Below are 14,667 nucleotides of genomic sequence, written 5' to 3' on the forward strand. Positions count from 1 at the left end.
AGCCAGGACCGGAACGGTCGGTGCTCGCCCTGGAGCGCTTGGAGAGCCTCTGCCGGGCGGGATGGTGCGGGTCAAGGGCGGCTTCGCCGTCGCTCCGCGATGCGCCCGGAGGGCGCACCCTTGACGCGCGCCAGCCCGTCTGGCCCTCGTTCCACCAAGCGATCCAGGGCGTCTTGTCTCCGAGCGAAGGTCGGCGGCGGCTTCAAGCTCGGGGGTCGGCCGGATAGGCCCAGCCCGGCGGCCGCCTCAGCGGACTTTCTTCAAGCGCACGCGGTCCTTCCCGGTCAGCAGAAAGGCGTCATAGCCGGCGTCACGCCAGGCCTTGCGCTGCACTTGGCTGGTGTGTGGATCGGTGGTGTTCGCCCACCACGGCTGGCGGGCCGCGCTCTTGGGGAGCATGGCGCCGAGGATGCGTTCGATCTCGGCGAAGGTCAGTTCGAGTTCGTCATCACGCTGGCGACGCAGATGACCCGACAGGGGATCGTACTTGGACATGCCTCTGCATGGCTGATTGATCCGAACGGGTCGAATCCAGGGGCGCTAGCGTAACTGGAGAACGACCTTGAAATGCCGCCGCGCAAAGCCTTCTTGCGCCGCCAAGAACCTTTCCGGTTGGCGCTTCACCGGCCAACCGATGCGATGGAGACTTTCGTGACCGATACGCCCGAAGCCCGGACGCCCAATGTCGTTGACCTCCACGTCGGAGGCCGCGTGCGCATGCGTCGGAAGATGCTGGGCATCAGCCAGGAGCATTTGGCCGACGCGCTAGGGCTGACCTTCCAGCAGGTCCAGAAGTACGAGCGCGGCGCCAATCGGGTCAGCGCGTCGAAACTCTATGAGATCGCCAAAACGCTTCAGGTCCCGGTGTCATACTTCTTCGATGGGCTCGCCGACCCTGTCACCGATGAGAGGGACGATGTCGGCGAGGCCGCCAATCGGGTCATCACGGACTTTCTGAATACGCCCGAGGGCCTGGAGCTGGCCGCGATCTTCCCGAAGATTGGCAAGGGTCGTGTTCGCCGACAGATCCTCGACCTCGTTCGCGCCATGGCGGACGACGAGGGTCAGCAGAAGTCGTCGTAGGAACTGGCGAGCTCGGCGGTCAGTCAGGCGTGTAGTCGTTCTCAAACGCCCGCTTCCCGCCGCGCCGCCAGAGGGCGAGCGTATGTTCGCGATCTTCGCCCCGTAGCATCATCGCCAGGGTGAGGAATGCGCCGTAAAGGGCGGCGCGATCGTCGCCGGTCAGCTCGACGAGCCCGGCCTTGTGCACCAAGCCGCCCAACTCGATCAGGTGGTGGGTGCGCTCGCGGCGTTGCATCACCCAGGCCCGCGTGTCGGTCCTGGCCCGCAGCGCCTCAAGCCGGTGTCGCGCTGCCTTGGTTCGCCGGGCCGCGTCATTGGTCGCCGTTAGCAGCACGCGCAGGGTCTGCCTTCCCGCTGCGAAAGAACCCCGCGCCCCGTTTGCGCCACTCCGCTTTGCGGGCCGCGTCGCCACCTTCGACCAAACCAAGCAGCCCGCCCGCCAAGATCTCGACATCCAGCGCGTCGGCCCCGGTGGCGATCACCAGTTCGCCGAGCTGCTTGACCTTCCGCTCCTTGAGCGTCCTGGCCTTGTCTTCCAGCGTCTTCAGTTCGGCATCAAAGTCACGAGGTTTGCGCATCGCAGTCTCCATGATGGCGGGATGCGCTCAGGATAAAACAGCGGGTCTCGGAATGCTGTAAGGTCGCCGGAACACACTGGGACGGCCCGGTCCCTTCCGAGATTTTAATCTTGGAGGGCGCGCTTATACGTCGTGCCGACGTGCGCTGAGGATAGTAAGTGGTCTGTCGCCATGGCGATCTACCACTTCTCCGTCAAAGTCATCAGTCGCGCCACCGGGGCCAGCGCCGTGGCCTCTGCCGCCTATCGCTCCGCCTCGCGGCTGCACGACGAGCGGCTGGATCGCGACCACGACTTCACCAACAAGAGCGGCGTCGTCCATTCCGAGGTGATGCTGCCGGACGGCGCGCCCGAGCATCTCTCCGATCGCACGACGCTGTGGAACGCGGTCGAGGCCGGCGAGAAGCGCAAGGACGCCCAGCTCTCCCGCGAGGTTGAGTTCGCCATCCCGCGCGAAATGGACCAGGCGCAGGGGATCGAGCTAGCCCGCGACTTCGTCCGGCGCGAGATGGTGACACGCGGCATGGTCGCCGACCTCAATGTGCATTGGGATATCGGCGCCGACGGGCTGGCCAAGCCCCACGCCCATGTCATGCTGACCATGCGTGAGATTGGGCGCGAAGTCGGCGAGGACGGCTTTGGCGCCAAGGTCCGCGACTGGAACCGCACCGAGCTGGTCGAGCACTGGCGCGAGGCCTGGGCCGATCACGTCAATGCGCGGTTGGCGCAGCTGGATATCGACGCCCGGATCGATCACCGCAGCCTGCAGGACCAGGGCATTGACCTGGAGCCGCAGAACAAGATCGGCCCGGCCGCGGGGCGTCGGGCCGATGAAGGCCTGGAGGCCGATCGGCTCGACGAACACCACGAGATCGCGCGCGCCAATGGCGAGCGGATCATCGCCGATCCGCGCATTGCTCTGGACGCCATCACCAAGTCGCAGGCGACCTTCAACCGTCGCGATCTGGCGATGTTTCTTCACCGCCATTCGGACGGCAAGGCGCAGTTCGACCGCGCCATGGGCGCGGTGCAGGCCTCGCCCGAACTCATCGCCCTGGGCCAGGACGGACGCGGCCAGGAGCGCTTCACCAGCCGCGAGATGATCGCGGTCGAGGACCGCCTGCATCGCGCCTCCGCTGTGATGGCCGAGCGCCGCGCGCACCGGGTCAGCGAGCTGGATCAGCGCAGTGCTTTGGCGCGGGCCGAGCAACGCGGTCTCATCCTCTCTGGCGAGCAGAAGGCGGCGTTCGAGCATGTCACCGCGACCCGCGATCTGGGCGTGGTGGTCGGCTATGCCGGCACCGGCAAGTCGGCGCTGCTGGGCGTGGCGCGCGAGGCGTGGGAAGCCTCGGGTTATCAGGTGCGAGGGCTAGCTCTGTCGGGCGTCGCCGCCGAGAACCTGGAGGGCGGATCGGGCATCGCCTCACGCACGATCGCCAGCCTGGAGCATCAGTGGGCGCAGGGGCGCGAACTGCTGGACGCCCGCGACGTGCTGGTGATCGACGAGGCCGGGATGATCGGCTCGCGCCAGATGGAACGATTGCTGTCGGCCGCTGAGAAGGCCGGGGCCAAGGCTGTGCTGGTCGGCGATCCCGAGCAGCTTCAGGCCATCGAGGCTGGTGCAGCGTTCCGGTCAATCGCCGAGCGCCATTCGCACGTCGAGATCACCCAGGTTCGCCGGCAGCATGAAGAGTGGCAGCGCGATGCCACCCGGCATCTGGCCAACGGCCGCACGGGCGAGGCGCTGGCGGCTTACGAGGCGCGCGGCATGCTCCACGCCGCCGAGACCCGCGACCAGGCGCGCGAGGATCTGGTCGAGCGTTGGAATCGCGACCGCGTGGCCGAGCCGGGCAAGAGCCGGATCATCCTCACCCACACCAATGACGAGGTGCGCGATCTCAATCTGACGGCGCGCGAGCGGCTGCGTCAGGCAGGCACGTTGGGCGCGGACGTGAAGGTCGGGGCCGAGCGCGGCGAGCGGCAGTTCGCGACTGGCGATCGGCTGATGTTCCTGAAGAACGATCGCGGGCTCGGCGTGAAGAACGGCATGTTGGGCGAGATCGAGCAGGTCTCGCGCACTCACATGACTGTCCGTCTCGACGCGGGGCGCTCGGTCGCCTTCGACCTGAAGGACTATGCCCAGGTCGATCACGGCTATGCGGCCACCATCCATAAGAGCCAGGGCGTCACTGTCGATCGGACCCATGTGCTGGCGACGCCGGGGATGGATCGCCACGGCGCCTATGTCGCCCTGTCGCGACATCGCGACAGCGTTCAGCTCCATTACGGCCGTGACGAGTTCGAGGATCTCGGCAAGTTGACCCGCGTGCTGTCGCGCGAGCGGGCCAAGGACATGGCCAGCGACTTTGCCGAACGACGCGACATTCATGTGCCGGCGTCGATGCGGCCCAAGGAGCCGCCATCGCGCGAGCGCGGGATGTTCGCCGGGTTCCGGCCGGCCAGCCCCGCGCATCAGCCGGCGGCGCCGACGCGCGATCACGACCAGCTTGCGCAGCGCCAGGCGATGGAGCGCCACGCCCGCGCCGCGGCCGACGTCATGCGCATGAACGACCGCGGCTTGCCGGTGCTCGCCCATCAGCGGAAGGCGCTAGAGGAGGCGCGCGAGGCTATGGGGAAGATCGGCCCGCACGCGGCCAAGGACTTGGAGCGGGCCTATGTCCGCGATCCGGCCCTGGCTGGCGAAACCGCTTCGGGTCGCACTCAGCGGGCAATCCGCGTCCTTCAGCTTGAGGCCGAGGTCCGGGCCGATCCGCGCCTGCGCGCCGATCGCTTCGTTGAGCGCTGGCAGGGCCTGGAGCGTCAACGTTCGGCCCTGCATCGCGCGGGCGACATGAGCGGCGCAAGCCAGGTCAAGGACCGCATGGGCGCCATGGCCAAGAGCTTGGAGCGGGACCCGCAGGTGGAGTCGCTGCTGCGCGCTCGCCGACCGGAACTTGGGCTGCCGAATGAGATGGGTCGCAGCGTTGGCCAGAGCCTTTCTGACCATCTCGGTATCGGTCGTGGCCGGGGGCTTGGCTTGTAGGAGGATGGGATGGATCAGGACATCGGATCAGAAGCGCCCACCGATCCGGCGGCGGTCGCGTTCGAGGCGTTGCGGCGGGAGGTGGCCTTGCTGAACGTCGCTCTGGCGGGGTTCGCCGCCGAACGCGCGTCGACGCCAGACTACAGCGAGACGCTGGGGGAGATCGCTCAAGGCGTGAGGGTCGCGGTTGGGCGGATCGGGAAGCTGGCGACGAGTCCGGCGTTGGCCGCAACGCCCGCTCAGATAGCGCAGCAGATCGCGGCGGCCGGCGACGAGGCACGGCGACAGGACCGCGCAATGTTGCACCAGGCGCAGGAGATGCTTCAACGGGCGGCCGGCGATCTTCGCGGCTGGGTCGATATGGCGCGGTTGGCCAGCGTGCAGAACTGGCGGCTTTTGCAGGCGGCGTTGGCCGGTGTGGTCGGCGGGGCTTTACTCGGCGCGAGCTTCCCGGTCGTCGTCGCACAAGCGGCTCCACAACAGTGGGCTTGGCCCGAGAGAAGGGCGGCGCACGTGCTTCACCGCGATATGTGGCCGGCCGGTGAGCGACTACTGGCTGTTGCTGACCCGCAGCGTTGGCAGGAGATGCAAGCCGCGCGACGGGTCGTTGAGCAAAACCGTGATGTGCTGGTTCGGTGTGTAGCGGCCGCTCAAAAGGCCAAGGGCGCAAAGCGATGCCTGATCAGCGTGGACTCCCTGAACGCGTCATGATGCGCATCTTCTCGCCATTGAATGGGATAGCACTCAGTGCTACATATTACTCATGACCGAGGCCAAGGAAGTCGCGCGGGTCTTCAAGACGGCTTGGTTCACCAAGGCGGCCAAGAAAGCGCTGATCAAGGACAGTGAGCTTTGCGCGGCGGTTGCGGCGGTAATGGCTGGCCAGGCCGATGATCTGGGTGGCGGGGTGTTCAAGAAGCGCCTCGACAAGAACCGTAGCCGCAGCATCATCCTGGCCAAAGGTCGAAGGTATTGGGTTTACGCCTATCTGTTCGCGAAGAAGGACAGGGCGAATATCGACGACGACGAATTGAAGGCCTTCCGCAAGCTAGCCGACCTCTACGCCGAAAAGACCGACGTGGAGATCGACAAGGAGCTAGAGGCCAAGGTGATTGTGGAGATCTGTCATGACCAAGCGCAAGTTTAAGAGCGACGCCTTCGAGGCGATCCATGACAACGTCGCCGGGATGTACCGGGCCGGCACGATCGACAAGGCGACGATGCGCGACTTCGACGCGACGTGCCTGACCGTGCCGCCGATGATCGAGCCCGCGCAGATCAAGCAACTCCGCGAGAGCAATCATGTCAGCCAGCCGGTCTTCGCCCGCTACCTCAACACCAGTGAGAGCACTGTGGAAAAGTGGGAGGCTGGTGCCAAGAGGCCCAGCGGGGTGGCGCTCAAGCTGCTAGCGATTGTCCAGAAGCACGGCTTGCAGATTTTGGCCTAAGGGACGTCGCTTGAGGGCGCGCCAATGCGGCTTTCACCGGAACTGGAAATTTTGACTCATCGCTGAACTTGGGAGGGACCGCATTCTGGCCGGACTGATACGGCGGCGCAGACAGCGGCCACAGCCTTGGAGGCGCGTCGTTCGCTCTCCCGGATGAACGCACCCATTTAGAAATCGTCCGACGCTCTCAGCCTGGGCGTATCGCCGCTGCGCGCCAAGACTTGTATCCAATCCATCACTGGTTAAGCTTCAGCTGCAAGTCACCCCAAGGGCGATTGATCAGGACCACCCGTCTTACGTTTGAATTTTTCGAGAGCGCTGATGGCCGGTCCACCGGAATATGACGACTGGTTGGCCCTGGCGGGCACCCGCGCGCTCTTCCACCTGGCAAATTCTGGCCGTCAGGGTGATCCGCCGCTCGTGGACGGCACCCGCGATGTCGCAAGGAAAAAGCGTAAATGAACGAAGGGAGACTGAACTCAGCGGTCGAGGCCGATCCATTGCCCCCTACCGAACGAGCACGCTCTGACTTCGTGCGCGACATGGTGCAGCGGCGAGAAAACCCTCAGCAGGGTTTAGCCTCTTGGCCCGGCCCGACGCCACGGCGTCTCGTTCAGTTTTGGGACGACTTGCAGAATCTACCCGAAGATGTCCGGGCCTGCATGGATTCTTGGAAGCAACTGGAGCGCCAGGGCTTCGAATTGGAAGTGTTCGACAAGCGCTCCGCGAGTACATTTATCCGCACCCACTTAGGGGCTCGCTATGATGATGCGTTCAACCGGTGTTACCATCCATCAATGATGTCGGATTACTTCCGATATGCATACGTGTTCGTAGAGGGCGGCTTCTACATCGATGCCGACGACGTCTATCACGGCAGGTCAATTGACCATCTATTCGAGGATGGGCGACTAAAACTTCAGCCGTTCTGCTATGATATTCCAACGGGACAAATGGTGGCTCCGTCGATATTTACAGAACCTGGATCCAATCAGCCGGGATGGATTTTCTACTTCAACACGACCCCTTTGATCGCATCGCGCCATCACCCGATAGTTGAGAAAGCTTTGTTGAACGCCACCGCATCTCTGGAGGCGGATAGCACTGATGGTCTACCCGAGGTCCAAGCCTCGACTGGGCCGGGAAATCTCACCCGGTCGGTGTTCGAGACTATTAGCCAAGGATGTTCGCCTGAAGCGCTAATGGTCGCGCATGATTGGGAGCTGATATCCACCAGCCAGTGGCCGCTCAGCTACCGCAATGACTCGCGGAACTGGAGATTGTCCAATCAGCGATTGTACCGCGCGTCCTCAGTGTCGGAGGCGGAATGAATCTGGCCGGAAAACCGCCGTCGCTCCTTCGCTTGGCTTTTCGCCTAGGGTACGGCCTTCGCAGGATCCTTCCGACGCAGACGTCAAAATCATTTGGGCCGCGAATGGGCTCAGACGGGCAAACCATCGAGAAGATCTATGTGATCAATCTCGATCGCCAGCCAAATCGATGGTCCCGCGTAAAGAGCGAGCTTAGGCGTGTAAGGGACAGGTATGGCAAAGAACTTCTCAGGCTGGCGGAGCGTCATACCGCTGTTGATGCAAGAAAGTTTCTCCAGGATCCGCCCAGAGACGCGGATGTAGATCCATTTTACACTTTGGCCGATCAACTTTTTGTCGAGCCACAGCCTCGAACGCTTCCGACACGTTTCGAGCTTGAAGCGCCGATTCGAATGAGCAGGGCTGAAGTTGCTGTCGCCAAATCACACATAGAGGTTTGGAGGCACATTGCGCGGGGGGCGCAATCACATGCTCTCATTCTTGAAGACGATGTGTGGTTCCATCCAGGTTTTGCCCGTCAACTTGACCAAGCGTGGAGCTTCATCTCAAACGCAGGCGGTGAACATGGAGATGTAGATGTCCTCTACGTTTCATACATGGAATCGAAAAATGGAGCTCCAAAATCATTTACGTCGAGCTATGTATTTAGACCAGAGCGGGGGCTGTGGAATCTGTCTGGGTACATCCTCTCCCGACAAGGTGCAGAGAAGCTTCTTCGTTTACTGCCCTGTCGCGGCCCGGTAGACCTCTGGATAAACCACCAGTTCAACGCACTGAACGTCGTCGCAACGACGCGTGCTTTGATCGGCCAGAGAAGAGACACCGCCTCAACCAACTCTTACTCGATTCTTCCGACGCTCTCGAAGATCGGCGCGATAGACAGCGAGGGCGCTGCCCTATTCAACGCTCGCCCGCCTCAACTGCCTGTTTTTGCGTTTGGCCCTGCCAACTCGGGCCAGTCATCCCTTGCAATGGCGCTGTCCATGCTCGGTTACCGATGCTGCAGCGACCTTGTTGGGCTGCCGATCCAAGAGTTGAAGCGGCTTCGTGAGGGAAGTGCTGATCGCGTATTTGGGGCCTACGTTAACGTGGGTTGTCTTGAGTCAATGATTGAAGACCTTTGGCGAAGGTACCCGCAGGCCAAGTTCATCGTGACGCGGCCTTCAGCCAATTTCTCTAGCCAGGCCGTCGAGGCTATTCTAGCCCGCATCGGGGGCGCGGACATCATCGAACTCGATCCTGGCGCCGTCGATGCTTGGCGGATTCTCTGCGAGCACCTCAGATGTGCGCCACCATTGTGCCCATTCCCGAGCATGGCCGACTTGGGGCAGCGGCATGTTATCGAAGCATGCGAACAACCCGCCCCTGCCCGCAGGCGCGCTACACCCAAGCGGGATCGGTCCCCTTGGGTCGTTGATCCGGATCATGGCGCTTGGTTGGGCATCCGGGTTGCGTCCAGCCCTGCTGAGGGCGAGGAAAATTGGGTCCAAGTTGAAGGCGATGCTGCCCGGCTCAGCCCAGTGGATTGGTCTGCACGGACGGACACTTTTACTGGCAACTTGGCATTGTTTCGCCCTTCGAATGTTGAGTACGACGATGTTGGGGGCGCGACGATATACGTTCGGCAGGAAAACCTGGGGGCCCGACAGTTCAGTGCAGGCGCGTTGAGCAGTCACGCGGAGCACTGCTTTGGAAGGTTCGAGGCTACGTTCCAAGCGTCGAACGCGCCAGGTGTGGTCACCGGATTCTTTCTACACCGTAATTCACCACATCAAGAAATTGACATCGAGATTGCTGGCAATCTACCAAATCGATTGCTTGTCAATGTCTTCTACAACCCAGGTGGCCCAGGCGCTAAATTTGACTACGGCTACCGGGGCTCCCCAAGTTACATTGAGTTGGGCTTCGATGCTTCGAAGGGGCTGCATCGTTACGCTATCGAATGGACTCCGAGCGAGATCCGATGGTTTGTGGATGATCTACTTGTCCATCGGCGCGTGCTTTGGGACCCAACCCCAATTCCACACCTGCCCATGAAGCTGCATTTCAACACTTGGCCTTCCCGCGCCTCTCAGCTTGCGGGGCGTCTCAACACCCGTCGGCTTCCAGCAATGGCCCAGGTTCAATCAATACGCGCACGCGCGCATGGTCCTTCAGTATTCAGGCAAAATTCAAAAGTGCTCCGGATGTCTGGCGAGACCGTCATCAACGGGGTGCCAAGATGAAAATACTCTCCTACAACCCAGGCCATGACGGCGCATTTTCATATATTGAAGGCGGCCGCTTGGTATTCTCCATCGAGGCGGAAAAGAGTTCAAAATTTCGACATTCGTCACTGTCGATTCCCGATGCTTTCGACGCACTTGCCGAACTTGACGACGTTCCCGACGTGCTGTGCAAGGGGGGGTGGTGGCCCGGAGACGCGCCGCGCGAAGGAGAGGCTGCAGCTGATTACCGAGGCACTGATCGCCACCAGGTAATTATCAGAAAAAAGAGTCTACTGGGAAAGACTATCGACATATTTTCTTCATCCCACGAACGCTCGCATCTTCTGTGCGCGTTCGGAATGTCTAATCTGCCGAAGGGCACTCCATGCTACGCGTTGCTCTGGGAAGGCGTTCTCGGAGCATTCTACGAGATCGACGCGGCACTGAATATCACAAAGATAGCTGACGTGATGCCAGAGCCAGGCCACCGCTACGCGATGCTTTATGCACTAGCAGATCCGACTTTCGATAATAATACCGCAGAATTCTCCCGATTATCCGACGCCGGAAAGCTGATGGCGCTAGCTTCTTTCTCAAAAAGAAGTCAACCGACGAGCGAGGAAGAGGCGATTATGTCTTTTCTGCTCCAGGATTGCGAACATCTTAGGCCTCGGGATTGCGAATCTCTGAAGGATTTTCGCCATTACAATATTGGTCTGGAAGATCAAGAATTCCGCAATTTTGCGGGAATCTTCAGTGACCGCCTATTCGATCGCTTTTATAGATTCGCTGAAGAAAATTTGGCCCGTGGAATGCCGCTTCTAATAGCGGGTGGATGTGGACTTAATTGTGACTGGAACACTAAGTGGAAGGACTCCGGATTATTTAGCGACGTATTCGTGCCTCCTGTTGCTAACGACTCGGGTTCAGCGATTGGCACTGCTATTGACGCACAGCTATATTTTACAGGCGACCCGAAGATTTCGTGGGATGTCTACTCAGGACTGAATTTCGTTTCTGACGAAATTGTCGATGAAACCCTGTTTGATAAATGGGAGCCGAGCATTGCGAACGTTGCCGCAATGTTGGCCAACGATCTTGTTTTGGGATGGGCCAGCGGCCGGTATGAAATCGGGCCGCGCGCGCTCGGTAATCGCTCCATATTGGCAGCCCCCTTTAGATCTACCACCAGAGAGCGGCTGAATGTCATCAAACAGCGGGAGCAGTTTCGTCCAATCGCGCCGGTCTGCTTGGAGGACGACGCCGAGAAATGGTTTGGGTGCAATCATCCTAGCCCATTTATGCTTTACACTTATCGAGCATCTACAACTGATCTTGCAGCAGTGACTCATGTAAACAGAACTGCACGCATTCAGACCGTGTCTGCGCTTACCAATCATTCAATGTTTGATTTGCTAACAGAGTTCAAAGTTCTAACTGGCTATGGCGTTCTATGTAACACCTCTCTGAATTTTAATGGGAAGGGTTTTATCAATACGATGTCTGATCTATCGGCCTATACGTTGCAACATCAGCTTGACGGCTTTGTGGTGGACGGGCAGATCTACATGCGGAAATCATCGGTTGGGTACCAGGAATACCTTCGAGACCGGAGCTGACTGCCCCCATTGTCTACCCGTCTCAATAGCCTGCCAGAGGCGGCATCGGGTCGCTCAGGTAACTGATGCTTGCTGGCGCGGATGTCCGCTCCTGAAGCCAGTCCAGCTTCCGCCAGTGGTGACAAACCGACCGGTGACAGATGTCCCATCCCCTCGGCTAAGATCGATCGAGTGCCCCGATGGAAGGCCTACTTCAAGACCCGGCAGGGAGTACTCCTCGTGGTCGGCGGTTTCCATAGCGGTTAATGACAAGCTGGGCGTTTATAGGGGCTCTCGGAAATGGAAGACGTATTCGTCGCAACAAGCGCCAAAGCCCTAGGCGCTGCAGTCCAGGAGGCCGTCGAACACGTCTACCAGCTTGAGGCGCAGCTCGATCACGCACACCACCTCGCACGGCCTTATGAGGGAATGGGCGCGGTCGCCAATGTTCCAGGCTTGAACGGTGCTCGCCAGAATATCCAAGCGCTGCCTGGTCAGATCGACGCTGCGAAACAACGCGTCACCGACCTCATCAAAAGGCTTTCCGAGCGAATGATCGAGGATGATCGCGCCGCGCGAGAAGGGCGTGATTTCTGGTTTCGGCGGTTCATGCTGAGCTTGCAGATCGGAAATGGCGCGGCATTTCTGGCGACAGTCGCGGGGCTGCTGCAAGCCGATAAAGATGTCTTGTCGGTCATGGCGGTTCTGGTTTGGCCACCCGCCACCTATTTCGGCTTGGGCGTTGGCGCCGCAGGCCTCCTTCCGCTCCTAATGTTCGCCCGTCAGTCTGTTTCACGCCCGACTTGGGTCCGGATTGCGCACGCGGCGGTATTGCTTTTCGTCACTTTCTCCATGGGTCTCTTCGCACTCGGAGCCGGCTCGGTCGTGGTGGAGATTCGACAGCTGGGGCAGCCTGCCGTTGCGGCCGCGCAGAAGGCTGCAGCAAACAAGGCGGCAGCGCAGGAACCAGTTGCTGCCCCTCGGGCGCCAACGAGCGGCCAAACTAGTTCGCCTACTCACGCTGCCCCGGACCCACAAGGGTCGCTGCCTGAAGCTCCAAAGTCGAAGCCCTAGTCATGGCGGCCAATGATCCGTACACGGCACTCGAAGCTGCCCTGGGCGATATCGCCGCGATTGGGAACAGCTTGGGCGACGCCTCGACGAATATCCGTGTCACCGGTGACGACCCGAAGTTCCTGTCACTTGCTTTGTTCTGGCGAGCCTGCAACCACTTCCAAGCGTTCACGATGCTCTGGAAAGCTAAGCTCTATATCGACGCGGAAATCATTGTCCGCAGCAGCATCGAGACGGCGATTTGCCTAGCCAATCTCAACGCTCGGCGAATGGACTTTATGAACGACCTAATTGCGGACCTATCCCACACCATGGGCGGGCAAATGAAAATGCTTCGGCGGGGTCAGTTCGATTTCACCGACGAGGTCGCGGCGCAGTGGGCTGAAGAATTGGCTTCGAAGGGCGCGCGGATGGACCTTGAGACTCTAGCCAAGGGCGGCCACGTCGATAACCTGTACGCGTTTCACCGGCTGCTCTCGGCGTTCGCAGTCCACATCACCGGTATGTCAGTCGGGCGTCACTGCCCTTTCGGCGATGATGACGACGGCTGGAGCAAGACATTGGAAGCAACGAAGGAAGCTGACCGGCGTCGCTCGGTCCTCTGGATGCTCACGGCGATGACCGCGACCCTGTTGGCCCACGCCGAGATCATTGACGACAAAGTCCACATGGACCGGATGACTGCGTTGCTGGAGAAGCTGAAGCCGGTGATTGAAGCCTTCGCTGACGGACAGTCCCCCAAAGCCGGAGGTGGCCTCTGACCTGCCGCACTTGACGTCTCCATTCCGGAGGCCTGCTAAGGGCCGCTCCTGGTGCCCCTTTACTCTGGTCTCTCGATTCATCTTCACCAGAATCAATCGCTTCAACGCACACTAAAACCGGCACATTCAGCGAAATTTATATTCGAGGCGCGGACCCTCGATTTTATGAGAATTGCTCATATTTTCGCAGTTTGCGGATCGATTTGTGGGACAGAATCCCATCAAAAATCAGATAACGCTTTGTAAAATTGAAGAACTTTTGAAAGTTGAATGTCCACCCTCTCCGCCAGCCACCTTTGAAGAAAAAGAAATCTTTCCAACACCTTCGGGCATGGCTCACGAACAGTCGGCGCGGGTTCGCCACCGGCATGTTCTGAAGCTGGATCTTCGCTTGCTTCGGCCGCGCGATGGCCTCGGGCGCGCGCGCGATCTGCGCGTCGGGGCGTCTCGCATCCTCATGGCGCGCGCCCGGCCAAGCCGGGGCTCAGGCGATAGATGACCCCGGCGGTACAGGTGTCAAAGTTCTCCGGCTTCAGGTCCGGACACAGCCAAAAGCACGGGCACGTCAATTATATTGTTCGACAATTTAATCCATAATGAACAACACTTTACCGTCGCGCGGGCGGAACAATCTCTTTTCACTCATCGATTCCGATCCCACAGTCGCGTGGGGATTCCCCGTGAACCGCCGAAAGCCGATTGTCCTCCATGCCAGCCAAGACACCCCCGAGCAGGTCCGCCACCGCACCTTCGCCGACGGCGGAAGACGTGGCGGATGCTCTCAGGCGCCAGATTCAGGACGGCCTTCTGCCTCCGGGTGAATGGCTGCGAGAGGTCCGGATCTGCACCGAGTTCGGCGTGGGACGCTCGATCGCGCGAACGGCGCTGCGCGAACTGGGCGACGACGGTCTGGTGAACCTCGAGGAAAATCGCGGCGCCTATGTCGCCGCGACCACGGTCCAGGAGGTCTTCGACCTCTACGAGGTCCGGGCCGCGCTCTACGGATTGGCGGCCCGGTTCGCTTGCATCCGCGCGACGCCGCAGCACCTGACCGAGACCTTGAAACTGGTGGACGCCCTGTTCGAGGCGACCGAGCGCGGCGCGCCGGCCGACGAATTGATCCACCGCAGCGAGGTCATTTTTGACCAGTTGGCAAGCGTCTCCAGCGCCGACGCGCAGAAGATGATCGCGTCGATCCGCCGAAAGACCCGCTGGCACTATTCTTATGCGAGCCTGGCGCTTAGCAACGACGGCGGTCCTTTCGAACATTGGCGTGTGGTCCGGGAGGGTCTGGCCGAACGGGACGGCGCCAAGGCCGCCGAAGGCGCCCGCAATATCCTCTACTACATGCAGAACGAGGTGATGCGGCTGATGATTTCCCGCGGCTTCGGCCTCCAGTCCGTGGGGACTCAAGGCGCGCCGCGCCAAGCGCGCAAACGCCGCGCATCCGAGTGAGGCGCGTCTAGCCTAGGCCTGTCCGGCGCTGGCTTTGGAGAGCCCATGGGACGGGCGTGATCTTGGGCGTCGGTTCAGGATCGGGCGCTT

The 14,667-nt window shown here is 60.8% G+C and carries 14 protein-coding genes; 11 read left to right on the forward strand and 3 right to left on the reverse strand.

From position 1 onward, the window contains the following. Nucleotides 1–246: 246 nt before the first annotated feature. On the reverse strand, nucleotides 247–495 hold the full coding sequence (locus EIK80_RS09460; RefSeq protein WP_125156744.1) for a hypothetical protein: 249 nt from the start codon (nucleotides 493–495) through the stop codon (nucleotides 247–249). Between the two features lie 156 nt (nucleotides 496–651). Here EIK80_RS09460 and EIK80_RS09465 point away from each other — a divergent pair, with 156 nt between their 5' ends. Continuing rightward, nucleotides 652–1,083, forward strand: coding sequence for a helix-turn-helix domain-containing protein (locus EIK80_RS09465; RefSeq protein WP_125156745.1), 432 nt, complete (start codon nucleotides 652–654; stop codon nucleotides 1,081–1,083). Between the two features lie 19 nt (nucleotides 1,084–1,102). Here the strand turns inward: EIK80_RS09465 and EIK80_RS09470 are convergent, their stop codons facing one another. Both EIK80_RS09470 and EIK80_RS09475 read right to left on the reverse strand, forming a co-directional pair. After that, nucleotides 1,103–1,318, reverse strand: a complete 216-nt coding sequence (locus EIK80_RS09470; RefSeq protein WP_125156746.1) for a conjugal transfer protein TraD — start codon at nucleotides 1,316–1,318, stop codon at nucleotides 1,103–1,105. A 76-nt stretch (nucleotides 1,319–1,394) separates the two neighbouring features. Continuing rightward, the gene (locus EIK80_RS09475; RefSeq protein ID WP_125156747.1) at nucleotides 1,395–1,661 is read right to left on the reverse strand and encodes a conjugal transfer protein TraD; all 267 of its coding nucleotides are present in this window, start codon (nucleotides 1,659–1,661) and stop codon (nucleotides 1,395–1,397) included. A 171-nt stretch (nucleotides 1,662–1,832) separates the two neighbouring features. Between EIK80_RS09475 and traA the strand changes: the two genes are divergently transcribed. The 10 genes from traA (at nucleotide 1,833) to EIK80_RS09525 (ending at nucleotide 14,577) form a co-directional block, all read left to right on the forward strand. Further along, nucleotides 1,833–4,703: a Ti-type conjugative transfer relaxase TraA gene (gene traA, locus EIK80_RS09480; protein ID WP_125156748.1), complete on the forward strand. Its 2,871-nt coding sequence runs from the start codon at nucleotides 1,833–1,835 to the stop codon at nucleotides 4,701–4,703. Between the two features lie 9 nt (nucleotides 4,704–4,712). Beyond that, nucleotides 4,713–5,414 carry a DUF6118 family protein gene (locus EIK80_RS09485; RefSeq protein WP_125156749.1) on the forward strand — a complete coding sequence of 234 codons (702 nt, stop codon included), beginning with the start codon at nucleotides 4,713–4,715 and terminating at the stop codon, nucleotides 5,412–5,414. Between the two features lie 52 nt (nucleotides 5,415–5,466). After that, nucleotides 5,467–5,850 carry a type II toxin-antitoxin system RelE/ParE family toxin gene (locus tag EIK80_RS09490; RefSeq protein ID WP_125156750.1) on the forward strand — a complete coding sequence of 128 codons (384 nt, stop codon included), beginning with the start codon at nucleotides 5,467–5,469 and terminating at the stop codon, nucleotides 5,848–5,850. Next, nucleotides 5,831–6,151: a DNA-binding transcriptional regulator gene (locus tag EIK80_RS09495; RefSeq protein ID WP_125156751.1), complete on the forward strand. Its 321-nt coding sequence runs from the start codon at nucleotides 5,831–5,833 to the stop codon at nucleotides 6,149–6,151. The genes EIK80_RS09490 and EIK80_RS09495 overlap by 20 nt, the downstream gene beginning before the upstream one ends. A 458-nt stretch (nucleotides 6,152–6,609) precedes the next feature. Then, nucleotides 6,610–7,482, forward strand: a complete 873-nt coding sequence (locus EIK80_RS09500) for a glycosyltransferase family 32 protein (RefSeq protein ID WP_199743431.1) — start codon at nucleotides 6,610–6,612, stop codon at nucleotides 7,480–7,482. Nucleotides 7,483–7,622: 140 nt separating this feature from the next. After that, a complete protein-coding gene (locus EIK80_RS09505) occupies nucleotides 7,623–9,707 on the forward strand; it encodes a family 16 glycosylhydrolase (RefSeq protein WP_158624652.1) in 2,085 nt (694 codons plus the stop codon). Further along, nucleotides 9,704–11,308 (forward strand): carbamoyltransferase C-terminal domain-containing protein, encoded by a 1,605-nt coding sequence (locus EIK80_RS09510; protein ID WP_125156753.1) that lies wholly within the window; start codon nucleotides 9,704–9,706, stop codon nucleotides 11,306–11,308. Before EIK80_RS09505 ends, EIK80_RS09510 begins: the two co-directional genes overlap by 4 nt. 279 nt (nucleotides 11,309–11,587) lie before the next feature. Continuing rightward, nucleotides 11,588–12,361: a hypothetical protein gene (locus EIK80_RS09515; RefSeq protein ID WP_125156754.1), complete on the forward strand. Its 774-nt coding sequence runs from the start codon at nucleotides 11,588–11,590 to the stop codon at nucleotides 12,359–12,361. 2 nt (nucleotides 12,362–12,363) lie between these two features. Beyond that, a complete protein-coding gene (locus EIK80_RS09520) occupies nucleotides 12,364–13,122 on the forward strand; it encodes a DUF5677 domain-containing protein (protein ID WP_125156755.1) in 759 nt (252 codons plus the stop codon). Between the two features lie 768 nt (nucleotides 13,123–13,890). Continuing rightward, nucleotides 13,891–14,577 carry a GntR family transcriptional regulator gene (locus tag EIK80_RS09525; RefSeq protein WP_158624653.1) on the forward strand — a complete coding sequence of 229 codons (687 nt, stop codon included), beginning with the start codon at nucleotides 13,891–13,893 and terminating at the stop codon, nucleotides 14,575–14,577. Nucleotides 14,578–14,667: the final 90 nt, after the last annotated feature.

Origin of the sequence: Caulobacter sp. 602-1, from assembly GCF_003931565.1 — a bacterium.
GTDB lineage: Bacteria > Pseudomonadota > Alphaproteobacteria > Caulobacterales > Caulobacteraceae > Caulobacter.

Bases quoted from the DNA above. Each gene is read 5' to 3' on its own strand.
- EIK80_RS09490 (WP_125156750.1), top strand. From the start codon at position 5,467: ATGACCGAGGCCAAGGAAGTCGCGCGGGTCTTCAAGACGGCTTGGTTC.
- EIK80_RS09515 (WP_125156754.1), top strand. From the start codon at position 11,588: ATGGAAGACGTATTCGTCGCAACAAGCGCCAAAGCCCTAGGCGCTGCA.
- EIK80_RS09475 (WP_125156747.1), bottom strand. From the start codon at position 1,661: ATGCGCAAACCTCGTGACTTTGATGCCGAACTGAAGACGCTGGAAGAC.
- EIK80_RS09520 (WP_125156755.1), top strand. From the start codon at position 12,364: ATGGCGGCCAATGATCCGTACACGGCACTCGAAGCTGCCCTGGGCGAT.
- EIK80_RS09495 (WP_125156751.1), top strand. From the start codon at position 5,831: ATGACCAAGCGCAAGTTTAAGAGCGACGCCTTCGAGGCGATCCATGAC.
- EIK80_RS09460 (WP_125156744.1), bottom strand. From the start codon at position 495: ATGTCCAAGTACGATCCCCTGTCGGGTCATCTGCGTCGCCAGCGTGAT.
- EIK80_RS09470 (WP_125156746.1), bottom strand. From the start codon at position 1,318: ATGCAACGCCGCGAGCGCACCCACCACCTGATCGAGTTGGGCGGCTTG.
- traA (WP_125156748.1), top strand. From the start codon at position 1,833: ATGGCGATCTACCACTTCTCCGTCAAAGTCATCAGTCGCGCCACCGGG.
- EIK80_RS09510 (WP_125156753.1), top strand. From the start codon at position 9,704: ATGAAAATACTCTCCTACAACCCAGGCCATGACGGCGCATTTTCATAT.
- EIK80_RS09500 (WP_199743431.1), top strand. From the start codon at position 6,610: ATGAACGAAGGGAGACTGAACTCAGCGGTCGAGGCCGATCCATTGCCC.
- EIK80_RS09485 (WP_125156749.1), top strand. From the start codon at position 4,713: ATGGATCAGGACATCGGATCAGAAGCGCCCACCGATCCGGCGGCGGTC.